Source organism: Apilactobacillus micheneri, assembly GCF_002993975.1.
GTDB lineage: Bacteria > Bacillota > Bacilli > Lactobacillales > Lactobacillaceae > Apilactobacillus > Apilactobacillus micheneri.
In genome coordinates this window covers 36,860-50,990 of record NZ_POSO01000001.1, presented here as the reverse complement: position 1 = coordinate 50,990, position 14,131 = coordinate 36,860, and the positions used below count along the sequence as shown (strand labels likewise).

Genomic DNA, 14,131 nt, shown 5'->3' with positions numbered 1-14,131 from the left:
AGATGGAAATAATTAATATTAACTCATAGCGTTTTGAAAGGGGTAGAAGATAAGAATGATTGAATTTGAAAAACCTAATATTCATAAGATTGATGAAACTGATAATTATGGAGAAGTTGTTGTTGAACCACTAGAACGTGGATATGGAACAACTCTTGGAAACTCGTTGCGTAGAATTTTACTTTCATCTTTACCTGGTGCTGCGGTAACAAGTATTCAAATTGATAATGTTTTACATGAATTTTCTACTGTACCTGGTGTAGTGGAAGATGTAACACAAATCATTTTAAATATTAAAAAGCTTTCATTAAAACTTGAATCATCTGACGATGAAGAAAAGTCAATGGAAATCAATGTTACTGGACCTGCACAAGTAACTGCTGGTGATATCCAAGCTGATAGTGATGTAACTGTATTAAATCCAGAATTACACATTGCCACTGTTGCCGACGGCGCTACATTCCATATGAGAATGACTGCCAATAAGGGTCGTGGATATGTTTCTGCAGATGAGAATAAGGCTCGTAATGATGGAATGCCAATCGGTGTCTTACCAGTTGATTCCATTTATACCCCAATCGAACGTGTTAATTATCAAGTTGAAAATGCACGTGTTGGTCAAAGATCTGATTACGATAAACTTACCTTAGACGTTTGGACTGATGGTTCTATCACTCCAAGTGAAGCTGTAAGTTTAGCTGCCAAGATTTTAACCGAACACCTTGAAATGTTTGTTGATTTAACCGATGAAGCTAAAAATGCTGAAGTTATGGTTGAAAAAGAAGAAACACACAAGGAAAAAATGTTAGAAATGACAATTGAAGAATTAGACTTATCTGTTCGTTCATACAATTGTTTGAAGCGTGCTGGAATCAACACTGTTCAAGAATTAACTGACAAAAGTGAAGCTGATATGATGAAGGTTAGAAACTTAGGACGTAAGTCACTTGTTGAAGTAAAACATAAGTTAGAAGACCTTGGATTATCATTGCGTAAAGAAGATTAGTATAAAGGAGGATATCCATTTATGAGTTACCGTAAATTACAACGTACCAGTGCACATCGTCGTTCATTATTACGTAACCTAACTACTGATTTATTAGTTAACGGTGAAATTAAGACTACAGAAGCTCGTGCTAAAGAAGTACGTTCAACTGCTGAAAAAATGATCACTCTTGGTAAACGTGGCGATCTTCATGCTCGTCGTCAAGCTGCTGCATTTTTACAAAATGTTGTTGCTGATGCAAAAGAAGATGGTGATGATGTAACTGTTACTACTGCATTACAAAAGCTTTTTGATGAAATTGCTCCTAAATATGCAGAACGTAACGGTGGTTACACACGTATTATGAAAACAATGCCTCGTCGTGGTGACGGTGCATCAATGGTTATTTTACAATTAGTTGATTAATTATTAATTAAAAATAAACATTTAAATAGCAACAATAAATCACTAGGTATATTAGTATAGAGCGTTATGATGATGGTTTGTCCAAGTCTAGCTTGAATGGAGTATAAAATACTTTGCACTGATATACTTATAGTGATTTTTTTATACATAAAATTATTTATTTAGAGGGATATCTATGGCAAATAATATTATTGATGTTAGAAATATAAGTTTTAAATATGGTGATGCAAATAAGAATGCCATTAACGATTTATCTTTTTCTATTGATGAGGGTGAATGGGTATCCATAATTGGTAAAAATGGTAGTGGTAAAACTACTCTAATTAATTTACTTGATGGTTTAATTAAATCTAATAATGGTGATATTATAGTAGATAATTTAAAAATAGATAATAAAAATTTAGACAATATTAGAGATAAAATAGGAATAGTATTTCAAAACCCTGAAAATCAATTCGTTGCATCTACAGTAAAAGAAGATGTTGCATTTGGCTTAGAAAACAGACAATACGATATTTCAAAAATGCATAAAATAGTTGATAATGCTTTGAAAGAAGTTGATATGCTTAAATATAAAGATAGCAACCCATCAAAACTTTCTGGAGGTCAGCAGCAAAGAGTTGCTCTAGCAGGTGTAATAGCTATATTACCAAAAATAATAATCTTAGACGAATCTACTAGTATGTTGGATCCTAAAGCAAAAAAAATAATAATAAATTTAATTAATAAATTAAGAATAAAGAATAAATTAACAGTTTTATCTATAACTCATGATATGAATGAAATTCAATATTCTGATAGGGTTCTTTTATTAAAAGATGGTAATCTTATAAAAAATATTTCTCCTTTAAAATTATTTAATGAATTAGATGATGTTGAAAATTATGGATTAGAAATTCCTTTTTCAGAGAAACTTAGATTACAATTGAAAAAAAATGGATTCAATATAGGAAACAATTATATTAATGATGAGGAGATTGTAAAATGGATAACTCAGTATTATTCAAAAATGTAATTTATAAATATCAAATGAATACTCCTTTTCAGCATACTGCACTTAATAATATAAATTTAAAAATAAAAGCGGGTTCTTTTGTTTCAATTGTAGGCAAGACTGGAAGTGGGAAATCAACATTAGTTAAACATATTAATGCACTATTAAAACCTAATTCAGGAACAATTAATGTTGGGAATTTTACCATTAATTCTAAGACTAATAATAAAAATCTAAAAAAATTAAGAAGAAAAGTAGGTATGGTGTTTCAATTTCCTGAACAACAATTATTTGCTAATACGGTTAAAGAAGATATTGCTTTTGGTCCATTAAATTTTGGATACGAAGAGAACAAGATTCCTAATATTGTAGAACATGTTTCTAAAATTGTTGGTATTGATAAAGATTTACTTAATAAATCTCCTTTTGAACTATCAGGTGGGCAACAACGTAGAGTAGCAATCGCAGATGTGTTAGCCACTAACCCAGAAATATTGATATTAGATGAACCAACTGCTGGATTAGATCCTGAGGGTAAAAAATTCATTATGAATTTAATTAATGATCTTAATAAGAATCAGGACATTACAATTATTTTAGTTAGTCATCAGATGGATGATGTTGCAAAATATTCAGATGAAGTTATTGTTATGCAAGATGGTAACTTAGTTAAACAATGTTATCCAGATGAATTATTCGCTAATACTAATTTGTTAAAAAAATATGATTTACAGATGCCTGTTAGTGTAAAAATTAATTTGATGCTCAATGAAAGAGGATTTAAATTAAATGATTTACATTTAGATGAAGATGATTTGATTAATGCTATTATAAATAAATTAAAGGAATGTTAGTTGCCTATGGACAATTTTATATTTGGTCGATATTTACCAATGGATTCAATTATTCATAAAATGAATCCAGCGGCTAAAATATTTTTATGTTTTTATTTTGTTATATTAGTTTTTTTTGCTAATAGTTTATTGAGCTACTCTGCAATGTGCTTATTTGTAATTGTTTTAATATTTTTATCTAAGAGTCCTATTAAAATGTTTTTTAAAGGAATAATGCCTTTAATATGGATAATATTGTTTACAATTGCTATACAAATATTATTTAGTTCTGGCGGAGAGATGATTTACAAAATTGGTATAATTAATATAACTACATTTGGTATAAAAAATGCAATATTTCTTTTTATGAGATTTATATTAATCATTTCTCTTTCTACAATTTTAACTATTACTACTGATCCATTAGAAATATCTAGTGGAATTAGTATTTTGTTAAGGCCTTTGAAAAAATTGAAATTTCCTGTTGAAACATTTTCTCTTATGATTTCTATTGCATTAAGATTCGTTCCCACCTTAACTGATGAAACAAAAACCATTATGGATGCTCAAAGATCCAGGGGAGTTGATTTCGGCAGTGGTGGTTTAGTTAAAAGAGTAAAATCATTTATTCCATTATTAATACCACTGTTTGTTAGTGCTTTTAAACATGCTGATAATTTAAGCATAGCCATGGAATCTAGAGGTTATCGAATAAATAATAGAAGGACTCATTATAATAATTATGGTTGGTCTAATTTTGATACATTATCATTATTTTTAGCAGTGTTCATTTCTATGATTATCTTTATATTAAGAAAGTAGGGGGGTAAAAATTTGAGTCAACGTTATAAAATAATAATGGCATATGATGGTACTAACTTTTCTGGGTTTCAACGTCAACCTAATGAGAGAACTATAGAAGGAACTTTAACTAAAGTAGTTAATAAAATGGCCAAAAGCCCCAAAGAACATATATCAGTTTATGGTTCTGGTAGAACTGATGCTGGGGTGCATGCTCTAGGTCAAGTTGCTCATTTTGATTTTCCTTATGATTTAAAAGAAATTAATATGTTGAAAGGTCTTAATAGCATGTTACCATTAGATATTAAAATCTTAGATGTTAAAATAGTTAGCTCTAATTTTCATGCTAGATATGATGTTTCAGGTAAAAAATATATGTATCGTATGTATCTGGGAGAATTTAAAGATCCATTTAAAAGGTTTTATACAGCTCAATGGAAATTTCCAGTTGATATTAGTAAAATTAACATTGCATTGAATGATTTAATAGGGGAACATGATTTTACAAGTTTTGTTGCATCTGGATCAAGTGCAAAGACTAATGTTCGTACAATTTATGAGGCTAAATGTAATTTTAATTCTGATAAAAGTGAAATAATTTTTGAATTCTATGGTAATGGATTTTTATACAACATGGTTAGAATTTTAGTTGGAGTTGTTTTAGAAATTGGTGCTGGTAAGCGTAACGAGCATGATATTTTAAGACTTTATAAAATAAAAGATAGAAATGAAGCTCGAAGAACTGTACCAGCAAGCGGATTATATCTAAAGCACGTTTACTATGAAGGTGACGATCCTGATCATCCAACTAAATTACCATATCACCAAAGATAATTTTTATGGTTGACTTTTTAGAGCGAACTTTGTATCATTAGTTATGGTATTGTTTGCCCCACGATAAGCCCCGGAAACTTATATTGGTGTCGAACAAACACAGAAACATGGAGGAATATTAAAGTGCGTACAACATATATGGCAAAACCAGGTGAAGTAGAACGCAAGTGGTACATTATCGATGCAACTGATATCAGTTTGGGTCGTTTAACTTCTACAGTTGCTTCTATTTTACGAGGAAAAAATAAACCAACATTTACACCTAATGTAGATACTGGTGATCACGTTATTGTTATTAATGCTTCTAAAGTTGCATTAACAGGTCGTAAAGCTAGTCGTAAAGTATACTCCCACCACACAGGTTATTTAGGTGGTCTTAAACAAAAAACTGCTGGTCAAATGTTAGAAGATACTCCAGAAAAATTAATTGAAACATCAGTTAAAGGTATGATGCCTGATGGATCATTAGCTCATAAGCAATTGTTACATTTACATGTACATGCTGATGGCAATCATGGTCATGAAGCTCAAAACCCTGAAGTATTAGACATTAATAACCTAATTTAAGGAGGAAACTTAATTGGCTCAAGTACAATATCGCGGCACAGGCCGTCGTAAAGACTCAGTTGCTAGAGTACTTTTAGTACCAGGAACTGGTAAAGTAGTTATGAACAAAAAAGCTATTGAAGATTACATTCCATTCCCTAACCTAAGAGCAGTGGTTATGCAACCATTCAATGTTACTGAAACTTTAGGTAACTATGATGCTTTAATCAATGTTAATGGTGGAGGATTCTCAGGACAAGCTGGTGCAGCTCGTCATGGGGTTGCTCGTGCATTACTAGAAGTAGATCCTGATTTCCGTGCTCCATTAAAGAGCGCTGGTTTATTAACTCGTGATGCTCGTATGAAAGAACGTAAGAAACCAGGTCTTAAGAAAGCTCGTAAGGCTGGTCAATTCTCAAAACGTTAATATTTATTTTAATATTAAACTTTCAAGGTACTTTTCATTTATTGAAAAGTACCTTTTTATTTTATTAAAGATTACTTTAATACACATTGATATATCATTTTTGTATAATAATCAATAAAGTCTATTTTACAAAAAGGAGATGTAATTATTAATAATAAAAATTATAATATAAATATTTTAACGATGTTTATAGCAATTATTCTAATCCAAACTACTATTCCAGGAATTGGTAATATTCCAATTGGTCCTTTGAGTATTACTATTATTCCTATTACTATTATTGTTGCTTCAATCTTATTAGGCAGCAAAAATGGTGCAATCCTTGGTGGTGTATGGGGAATAATAACATTTATTAGGGCTTTTTGGTGGCCAACTAGTCCACTGGCTGTTTTTGTTCTGATTAATCCTATAATTTCTGTATTACCTAGAATACTTGTTGGCTTAGTTTCTGGTTTGTTTTACCATAAATTGGTAAAGTATAAGATTAATAATAAGTTATTAATGTCATTATCAGGAATTATTGGATCCTTGATCAATACGATTCTTGTATTATTTTTAATTTATATTTTTTATAAAAATGATTCATTTAATATTTATCATATTAATACCAATGAACTTTTACCATATTTATTGGGAATTGCTGGAACTAACGGATTAATAGAAGCTGTTTTATCTGGGATATTTGTTCCACTTATTGCTGTTCCATTACAAAAAATAAAAAAGTAGTGATTTTTTATATCACTACTTTTTTTCGTCTTTATTATCTTCTTTTTTCTTAGCTTCTTTACTGTTATGATCACTCATTTTAACCATCGTTAACTTTTTATTGCTAACTACGACTTTATCATGATACTTATCTTCTAATACTGGATCATTTGATTTAAATGCGATTAGATAAGCATTGTTATATGCTTTCTCAATTGTTCCATTAAAAACATTTTTTTCAAGTTTAAATGATACTTTATCTCCAATATCAAATGGTGACTTGTCATTACTTGTTAATTTATCCTTTACCAAAGATATACATCTCCTAACCTATATCTTAAAAGTAACTAAAAAAATTTGATTTGTCAATTTTTAGCTATGATATTGCTATTTTTGTGTTAAATAGTTTAGAATTATAAATAAATATGAATAGAGATGATAATGATTAAAAAAAGAAAAAATAAATTTACCATTAACATTGGTTGGTTGATTTTAATTTTAACTTTAGTATTTATTATTTTCTCAGTAGGCTATTATTATTACGAAAATAATTATATGTATAATATCTATAATCAAAAAAATGTAATAAAAAATCATCGTAATTTTATTAATAGATTATTACCATCAGTTACTGATGCACAAAGGAAATATAATATTTTAGCTAGTATCAGTTTGTCTCAGGCAATATTAGAATCTAATTGGGGTAGTAGTAAACTGGCCACTAATTATAATAATCTATTTGGTGTAAAGGCATATAATAAACAACCTTCAGTTAAATTATCCACGAATGAATTTGTAAATGGGAATTTCATAAATATTAAAGGATACTTTAGAGTATACAAAAGTTGGGATGATTCTGTACAAAGTCATGCTAAACTATTAGCCAATGGAACTAGTTGGAATCAATATCAATATCAAGATGTCATAAATTCAGATAATTATATAGAAGCAGCTCATAATTTACAAATTGATGGATATGCTACTGATCCTAAATACACTAATAAAATAATTGAAATAATAAAAAAATATCATCTAAATCAGTATGATAAAGTCAACAAATAAGGAGAGTTACTATGAAAGCATTAGAAGAAAAAATCAACAACGAAGGTCGAGTTTTATCAGGAGACATTTTAAAAGTAGATAATTTTTTAAATCATCAAATTGATCCAATTTTTATGAATGAAATAGGAAAAGAATTCGCCAAACTCTTTAAAAATGAAAATATTACTAAGATTTTAACTGTAGAATCTTCTGGAATTGCACCGGCCGTACTTACAGGCTTACAAATGAATGTGCCAGTTGTTTTTGCTAGAAAGCATAAAAGTCTAACACTTAATGACAACATATATTCTAGTGATGTTTATTCATATACTAAACAAACTAACAATAAGATTAGTATTAATAAAAGATATATTGACGAAAATGACAATGTATTAATCATTGATGATTTCTTGGCTAATGGACAAGCTGTACTTGGCCTTTTAGATATCGCTAACCAAGCTGGTGCTAATGCTAAAAATGTTGGTATTGTAATTGAAAAAAGTTTCCAAAAGGGTCATGAATTAATTACACAAAAAGGTATTAAATTAGAATCACTGGCTAGAATAGCATCATTGAACGATGGAAAAGTTACTTTTGAATAGATAATAAAAGTCGGTGATTTTACCGACTTTTATTTTACAATGAAATGAAAATAAGTATAGCTATGATATAATTGATATACAAATAAATTGAGAGGATTGTGTTATTTTGCCAGTAAATGATGTAATTTCCGGAATGAATAATAAACAAAAAGAAGCAGTATTATGCACTGAAGGTCCTCTATTAATTATGGCCGGTGCTGGTAGTGGTAAAACTCGTGTTTTAACCCATAGAATTGTATATTTAATTGAAGAAAAACAAGTTCTTCCATGGAATATTTTAGCAATTACTTTTACCAATAAAGCAGCTAGAGAAATGAAAGAACGTGTAGCTAGTCTTTTAGACTATGGTGGTAATGAAGTATGGGTTTCAACTTTCCATGCATTGTGTGTAAGAATTTTAAGAAGTCATATTGATAAGATTGGATATAATCGTGCATTTACAATTGCAGGCAGTAGTGAACAAAGAACACTTGTTAAAAGGATCTTAAAAGATTTGAATATTGATCCTAAAAAGAATGATCCTAGAGCAATTTTATCAACCATTTCAAATGCTAAAAATGATTTAAAAACTCCCGCTGAATTTAATGAAAGCTTAAATCATACTAGTCCTTTTGAAGAAGTAGTGGGCCAAGTTTATACCGAATATCAAAAAAGATTACATAATAATCAAGCATTAGACTTTGATGATTTAATCATGATGACTATTCAACTATTCGAAGAAGTTCCTGAAGTTTTAGATTATTATCAAAATAAATTTCATTATATCCATGTTGATGAATATCAAGATACGAATGAAGCTCAATATAAGCTAGTAACGATGTTAGCTAAAAAATATAAAAATATTTGTGTTGTTGGTGATGCTGACCAAAGTATTTATGGTTGGCGTGGAGCTAACATGAATAATATCTTAAATTTCCAAAATGATTATAAAAATGCTAACACAGTAATGCTTGAACAAAATTATCGTTCTACTAAAAATATTTTAAGTGCAGCTAATGATGTAATTAAGAATAATGTTTCTAGAAAAGAAAAAAATCTTTGGACTGATAATGATGAAGGAGATAAGATTTCATATTATCGTGGTCAAAGTGAAGTAGATGAAGCTCATTTTGTGGTTACTCAAATCAAAAAAGTCATTGAAGAAAAGAACTATTCATATAATGATTTTGCTATTCTTTATCGTACAAATGCTCAATCACGTATCATTGAAGAAACTTTTTTGAAATCTAATATTCCATATTCGATTGTTGGTGGACATAAGTTTTATGATCGTAAAGAAATTCAAGATATTTTAGCTTATTTAACTTTAATTGCTAATCCTAGCGATTCTATGAGCTTAGAAAGAATTATCAATGAACCTAAACGTGGCATTGGCGCATCTAGTATTGAAAAATTAAGAGTTTTTGCTCAAGAAAACAATTGGAGCATGTTAGAAGCTACAAAAAATATTGAACTTAATAACACTTTATCAAATCGTGCTCGAACTGCTATTGATCAATTTGGTCGATTAATGACTGGACTCCAAAAAATTGCTATGGAAAATAAAGTAACAGATGTTACTCAACATATTCTAGATGATAGTGGGTATTTGGATAATTTAAAACAATCAAAATCTCTAGAGTCTAAAGCTAGAATTGAGAATATTGAAGAATTCATTTCTGTTACTCAACAATTTGATAATAACCATGATGATAATGATGGAGATGAATCATTAACTGATTTTCTTGCAGACTTAGCTTTAGTATCTGCTCAAGATGATGTTGATGAACAAACCCCACAAGTTACACTAATGACATTGCATGCTGCTAAGGGGCTAGAATTTCCAGTAATATTTTTAATGGGGATGGAAGAAGGTATTTTTCCATTAAGTCGTTCTTTAGAAAAAGAAGATGAATTAGAAGAAGAACGTAGATTAGCATATGTTGGTATTACTAGAGCACAAAAAAAACTGTATATTACTAATGCATTTTCCAGAATGCTTTATGGTAGAAGACAGACCAATCCAGAATCTCGTTTTATTGATGAAATATCTGATAATTTAATTCATTCTGAAAATGATTTTTCTAAGAACAATTCATTAAGAACACCTTTCGATTCAGCTAGAAGTCGTAGATCACAGAATTTTGCAACCCAAAGATCTTATCACCAACCAACTCAAAAAGTGCAAAAACCTAAAGGTAGTGGTGCTGATAAGAAGTCATGGAATGTTGGAGATAAAGTTCAACATAAGGCTTGGGGAACAGGTACTGTTGTCAAGGTTAATGGAACTGGCGAAGATACAGAACTAGATATTGCTTTTCCAGATCAAGGATTAAAGAGATTGCTTGCTGCATTTGCACCAATTCAAAAAATTGAAAAATGATTGATTGAAAATTGAGGTGAAATAAATGTCAGATAAAACTATAAATGAAATGAATGAATCAGAAGTAGAAAAAACATATGAGAAACTTAAAAATCAATTAAAATTATGGAGCCGTCAATACTATTATGAAGATCAGCCCAGTGTTGAGGATCACATATACGATCAAAATTATAGAATGTTACAAGACATTGAAAATAAATACCCCGATTTGATTACTTCTGATTCACCTACTCAAAATGTTGGTTCTAAAACTTTACCTGGCTTTGATAAAGTTAGACATGATGTACCGATGTTGTCATTAGGTGATGTATTTTCTAAAGAAGAATTATCAGAATTCATGGATAATTTGGATAATAATTATCCTTCAATTGATGAATATAATTGTGAATTAAAGATTGATGGACTTGCTATTTCTTTACTATATAAAAATGGTAATTTGGTTCAAGGATCTACTAGAGGTAATGGTTTTATAGGAGAAGATATCACTGAAAATCTAAAGACTATTAAAAGTATTCCCCACAAATTAAATCGCCCAATCGACATTGAAGTAAGAGGGGAATGCTATATGCCTAAGGAATCTTTTGCCAATTTAAATGCAAAACGTGAACATGATGGAAATTCAACATTTGCTAATCCTAGGAATGCAGCTGCCGGTAGTTTAAGACAACTAGATTCAAGTGTTACTGCTAGTCGTAATTTGAGTACATTTATGTATAATGTTGCTGATTATAATGATTTAAAAGCTAATACTCAGTCAGAATTGTTAAATGAATTAAAATCTTTAGGCTTTAAAATTAACCCAACTTATGAAGTTGTTAAAAATATGTCTGATGTTGATAAATATATCGACAAGTATACTAATAAACGCGATGGTTTGAGTTATGGAATTGATGGCATTGTCATTAAAGAAAATAATTTATCGTTGCAAAAAGACATTGGTAATACAGTAAAAGTTCCTAAATGGGCAATTGCTTTTAAATTTCCTCCAGAAGAAGTTGAAACTAAGCTTAATGATATTGAGTGGACGGTTGGTAGAACCGGAGTAGTTACTCCAACTGCTATTATGGATACAGTTAAATTAGCAGGAACAACAGTCTCTAAAGCATCACTGCATAATCCTGACTATTTGAATGAAAAGGCAGTAAGACTTGGAGATACAGTTAAGCTACACAAAGCCGGTGATATTATTCCAGAAATATCTGAATATATTGCAAGTAAACGTCCAAGTGATAGCAAACCATATAAGATACCAACTAACTGTCCTTCATGTGGTGATAAGTTAGTACACTTAGATGATGAAGTAGCATTACGTTGTATTAACCCCAAATGTCCAGCTCAATTGACGGAACAGATTAATCATTTTGCTTCAAGAAATGCTATGAATATTGATGGTTTAGGTCCTAAAATAGTTCAACAATTATTTGATAAAGGGTTGCTTAATGATATTGCTAGTTTATATAATTTGAATCGTGAACAATTAGAAACCTTGGACAAGTTTGGAACCAAATCTGCTACTAATTTATTAACAGCCATAGATAATAGTCGTAGTAATTCAATGGAAAGGTTACTTTTTGGATTAGGTATTCGCCATGTAGGTTCGAAAGCAGCTAAGTTAATATCGGAACATTTTGAAAACATGCATGCATTAATAGTTTCTAGTGTTGACGATATTTCATCAATTAATTCAATTGGAGATACTATTGCGCAAAGTATAGTTACTTATTTTAATAATCCAGAAGCTAAACAGCTTATTGAAGAATTAAAATCATTGGGAGTTAACATGAACTACAATGGTAATCAGGTTGCTTCTGATGTTGTTCAAAATTCTGTATTTAATAATAAAACAATTGTTTTAACCGGAAAATTATCTAAGATGAGTCGACCTAAAGCATCAGAATGGTTAGAAAATCATGGTGCTAAAGTTACTGGTAGGGTATCTAAAAGTACAGATATTTTAATTGCTGGTAAAGACGCTGGAAGTAAATTATCCAAAGCTGAAAAATATAATGTATCAATTTGGAATGAAGATCAGTTCATTGATGAAATGAATAATAATTAATAATTTGTGGAGGCAAGCAGATTGAATAAGCTAAAAGTTTTGTTCTTGGTAATGTTTAGTTCAGTTTTATTAGTTGCTTGTGGAAATAATAACGAAAATAGTTCAAGTAATTCTTCCGGAACTCAAGTTATTTCACAAACAAATAGTAATTATTACCAAGGAGTAATTAAAGATGGACATTATTTGACCAGTAAGTCACGTGGTGTTTCTGTTCAACAAAATGATAATCAATTGAATTTAAAAGGTTTTGAAAATGGATTGCTAGGAATATCTAAACAACATTTTCCAACTGATGACTATATTCTACAAGAAGGTCAATATATTAATACTGATACTGTAGAAGATTGGTTAGGACGTAAAAGTAAAAATAATCCAGATGGATTAAATCCTGCTGGTAAGGACACTAAGGAACCATTGTATCTTCAACAAATGGATGAACAAGACTTTATGACTGAAGATCATAATGCACTTAAAATTAAAGGGATGACTATAGGATTAGGCCTTAATTCCATTTACTATTATCGTAAAGAAGCTTATGGGGCAGTTTATCAAAAGAAATTAAACGATTCAGATATTATTAAACAAGGAAAAGACATTGCAAATAAGATTCTTCAACGTTTAAGAAAAAATAAACAATTAAAGAATATTCCAATTGTTTTTGCATTATATAAGCAAGCACCTAATGATAGTCTAGTTGGCGGTAACTTCTTTGCTTCTTCTGTGAATAACGGTAGTTCTATTAAGAGTTCAGATTGGAAATCGTTAAACATTAAAAACTATGTTCTACCTGCTGAATCTACTAAGGGTGTGAATAATAATGATGAAGACTCTTTTGAAAACTTTAAAAATCAAATTCAAAAGTTTTTCCCTAATTTAAGCGGTGTTACTGCTCAAGCTCACTATGTTGATAATAGCTTACGGGGTATGCATATCAATATTACTACTCAATTTTATGGACAAAGTGAGATCATTAGTTTTACTCAATATGTAGAAAATATGGCTGAAAAGTACTTACCAAACAATATCCCAATTGATATTCAAGTGAGTTCAACTGAAGGCATGCAAAGTTTCTTATCGAGAAAAACTGGCGATAAGAATTTCTATACGCACGTTTTCACTAGTTATTAAAATTAATTAAATTATTGTGTTAAAATATTTTATAAGTGAATGTAAGATATATTCAATAAAGAAAGAGGGAGCTATTCAATGTCTGAAAAAATAAGTAAAGATACAGTAAGTCATGTTTCTTCATTGGCTAAGTTAGAATTAACTGATAAACAATTGCCTTACTTTACTGATCAATTAGGAAATATTATGGGAATATTTGATTCCTTGAATGAAGTTGATACTAATGATGTTGAACCAACATTTAGCGTAACCGATCAAATTAACGTTATGAGAGAAGACGTTGCTGATAACTGGGGAGAAAGAGATCAATTATTACAAAACGCTCCCGATGTTGCTGATGGTCTAATTAGAACACCAACAATTATTGATGAAAGTGGGGATTAATTAA

16 protein-coding genes are annotated in these 14,131 nt (G+C 29.9%); 15 read left to right on the top strand and 1 reads right to left on the bottom strand.

What is annotated here, in order from left to right; translation table 11 throughout:
- The first annotated feature begins 55 nt into the window (after positions 1-55).
- The 9 genes from C7N41_RS00255 (at position 56) to C7N41_RS00215 (ending at position 6,572) form a co-directional block, all read left to right on the top strand.
- Positions 56-1,006 (top strand): DNA-directed RNA polymerase subunit alpha, encoded by a 951-nt coding sequence (locus tag C7N41_RS00255; RefSeq protein WP_105963767.1) that lies wholly within the window; start codon positions 56-58, stop codon positions 1,004-1,006.
- Between the two features lie 21 nt (positions 1,007-1,027).
- On the top strand, positions 1,028-1,411 hold the full coding sequence (gene rplQ, locus C7N41_RS00250; RefSeq protein WP_105956353.1) for a 50S ribosomal protein L17: 384 nt from the start codon (positions 1,028-1,030) through the stop codon (positions 1,409-1,411).
- A 175-nt stretch (positions 1,412-1,586) separates the two neighbouring features.
- Positions 1,587-2,426, top strand: a complete 840-nt coding sequence (locus C7N41_RS00245) for an energy-coupling factor transporter ATPase (protein WP_105963766.1) — start codon at positions 1,587-1,589, stop codon at positions 2,424-2,426.
- Positions 2,396-3,259 (top strand): energy-coupling factor transporter ATPase, encoded by an 864-nt coding sequence (locus C7N41_RS00240; protein ID WP_105963765.1) that lies wholly within the window; start codon positions 2,396-2,398, stop codon positions 3,257-3,259. Before C7N41_RS00245 ends, C7N41_RS00240 begins: the two co-directional genes overlap by 31 nt.
- Positions 3,260-3,265: 6 nt before the next feature.
- Positions 3,266-4,060: an energy-coupling factor transporter transmembrane component T family protein gene (locus C7N41_RS00235; RefSeq protein WP_105964066.1), complete on the top strand. Its 795-nt coding sequence runs from the start codon at positions 3,266-3,268 to the stop codon at positions 4,058-4,060.
- Between the two features lie 36 nt (positions 4,061-4,096).
- Entirely contained in the window at positions 4,097-4,873 is a 777-nt protein-coding gene (gene truA, locus C7N41_RS00230; RefSeq protein ID WP_105964065.1) for a tRNA pseudouridine(38-40) synthase TruA, read from the top strand.
- 123 nt (positions 4,874-4,996) lie between these two features.
- Positions 4,997-5,440 (top strand): 50S ribosomal protein L13, encoded by a 444-nt coding sequence (gene rplM, locus C7N41_RS00225; protein ID WP_165807736.1) that lies wholly within the window; start codon positions 4,997-4,999, stop codon positions 5,438-5,440.
- A 13-nt stretch (positions 5,441-5,453) separates the two neighbouring features.
- Positions 5,454-5,846: a 30S ribosomal protein S9 gene (gene rpsI, locus C7N41_RS00220; RefSeq protein ID WP_105956349.1), complete on the top strand. Its 393-nt coding sequence runs from the start codon at positions 5,454-5,456 to the stop codon at positions 5,844-5,846.
- A gap of 183 nt (positions 5,847-6,029) precedes the next feature.
- Positions 6,030-6,572, top strand: a complete 543-nt coding sequence (locus C7N41_RS00215; RefSeq protein ID WP_105963763.1) for an ECF transporter S component — start codon at positions 6,030-6,032, stop codon at positions 6,570-6,572.
- A 15-nt stretch (positions 6,573-6,587) separates the two neighbouring features.
- Here C7N41_RS00215 and C7N41_RS00210 read toward each other — a convergent pair whose 3' ends face one another.
- A complete protein-coding gene (locus C7N41_RS00210; RefSeq protein WP_225361848.1) occupies positions 6,588-6,863 on the bottom strand; it encodes a DUF2187 domain-containing protein in 276 nt (91 codons plus the stop codon).
- Between the two features lie 129 nt (positions 6,864-6,992).
- Between C7N41_RS00210 and C7N41_RS00205 the strand changes: the two genes are divergently transcribed.
- The 6 genes from C7N41_RS00205 (at position 6,993) to gatC (ending at position 14,127) form a co-directional block, all read left to right on the top strand.
- Entirely contained in the window at positions 6,993-7,613 is a 621-nt protein-coding gene (locus C7N41_RS00205) for a glycoside hydrolase family 73 protein (RefSeq protein ID WP_225362825.1), read from the top strand.
- 11 nt (positions 7,614-7,624) lie between these two features.
- Positions 7,625-8,194 (top strand): xanthine phosphoribosyltransferase, encoded by a 570-nt coding sequence (locus tag C7N41_RS00200; protein ID WP_105963760.1) that lies wholly within the window; start codon positions 7,625-7,627, stop codon positions 8,192-8,194.
- A 106-nt stretch (positions 8,195-8,300) separates the two neighbouring features.
- A complete protein-coding gene (pcrA, locus tag C7N41_RS00195) occupies positions 8,301-10,556 on the top strand; it encodes a DNA helicase PcrA (RefSeq protein ID WP_105963759.1) in 2,256 nt (751 codons plus the stop codon).
- Positions 10,557-10,581: 25 nt separating this feature from the next.
- Complete coding sequence (gene ligA / locus C7N41_RS00190) at positions 10,582-12,615, top strand: NAD-dependent DNA ligase LigA (RefSeq protein WP_225362824.1); 2,034 nt, start codon at positions 10,582-10,584, stop codon at positions 12,613-12,615.
- 51 nt (positions 12,616-12,666) lie between these two features.
- Positions 12,667-13,743 (top strand): CamS family sex pheromone protein, encoded by a 1,077-nt coding sequence (locus C7N41_RS00185; RefSeq protein WP_105964063.1) that lies wholly within the window; start codon positions 12,667-12,669, stop codon positions 13,741-13,743.
- Positions 13,744-13,821: 78 nt separating this feature from the next.
- Positions 13,822-14,127 carry an Asp-tRNA(Asn)/Glu-tRNA(Gln) amidotransferase subunit GatC gene (gene gatC / locus C7N41_RS00180; protein ID WP_105963758.1) on the top strand — a complete coding sequence of 102 codons (306 nt, stop codon included), beginning with the start codon at positions 13,822-13,824 and terminating at the stop codon, positions 14,125-14,127.
- Positions 14,128-14,131: the final 4 nt, after the last annotated feature.

What these genes read in the sequence shown, in the direction of transcription:
- C7N41_RS00255 (WP_105963767.1), top strand. Translation starts at nt 56, where the DNA reads ATGATTGAATTTGAAAAACCTAATATTCATAAGATTGATGAAACTGAT.
- rplQ (WP_105956353.1), top strand. Translation starts at nt 1,028, where the DNA reads ATGAGTTACCGTAAATTACAACGTACCAGTGCACATCGTCGTTCATTA.
- C7N41_RS00245 (WP_105963766.1), top strand. Translation starts at nt 1,587, where the DNA reads ATGGCAAATAATATTATTGATGTTAGAAATATAAGTTTTAAATATGGT.
- C7N41_RS00240 (WP_105963765.1), top strand. Translation starts at nt 2,396, where the DNA reads ATGGATAACTCAGTATTATTCAAAAATGTAATTTATAAATATCAAATG.
- C7N41_RS00235 (WP_105964066.1), top strand. Translation starts at nt 3,266, where the DNA reads ATGGACAATTTTATATTTGGTCGATATTTACCAATGGATTCAATTATT.
- truA (WP_105964065.1), top strand. Translation starts at nt 4,097, where the DNA reads ATGGCATATGATGGTACTAACTTTTCTGGGTTTCAACGTCAACCTAAT.
- C7N41_RS00215 (WP_105963763.1), top strand. Translation starts at nt 6,030, where the DNA reads ATGTTTATAGCAATTATTCTAATCCAAACTACTATTCCAGGAATTGGT.
- C7N41_RS00205 (WP_225362825.1), top strand. Translation starts at nt 6,993, where the DNA reads ATGATTAAAAAAAGAAAAAATAAATTTACCATTAACATTGGTTGGTTG.
- C7N41_RS00200 (WP_105963760.1), top strand. Translation starts at nt 7,625, where the DNA reads ATGAAAGCATTAGAAGAAAAAATCAACAACGAAGGTCGAGTTTTATCA.
- ligA (WP_225362824.1), top strand. Translation starts at nt 10,582, where the DNA reads ATGTCAGATAAAACTATAAATGAAATGAATGAATCAGAAGTAGAAAAA.
- C7N41_RS00185 (WP_105964063.1), top strand. Translation starts at nt 12,667, where the DNA reads ATGTTTAGTTCAGTTTTATTAGTTGCTTGTGGAAATAATAACGAAAAT.
- gatC (WP_105963758.1), top strand. Translation starts at nt 13,822, where the DNA reads ATGTCTGAAAAAATAAGTAAAGATACAGTAAGTCATGTTTCTTCATTG.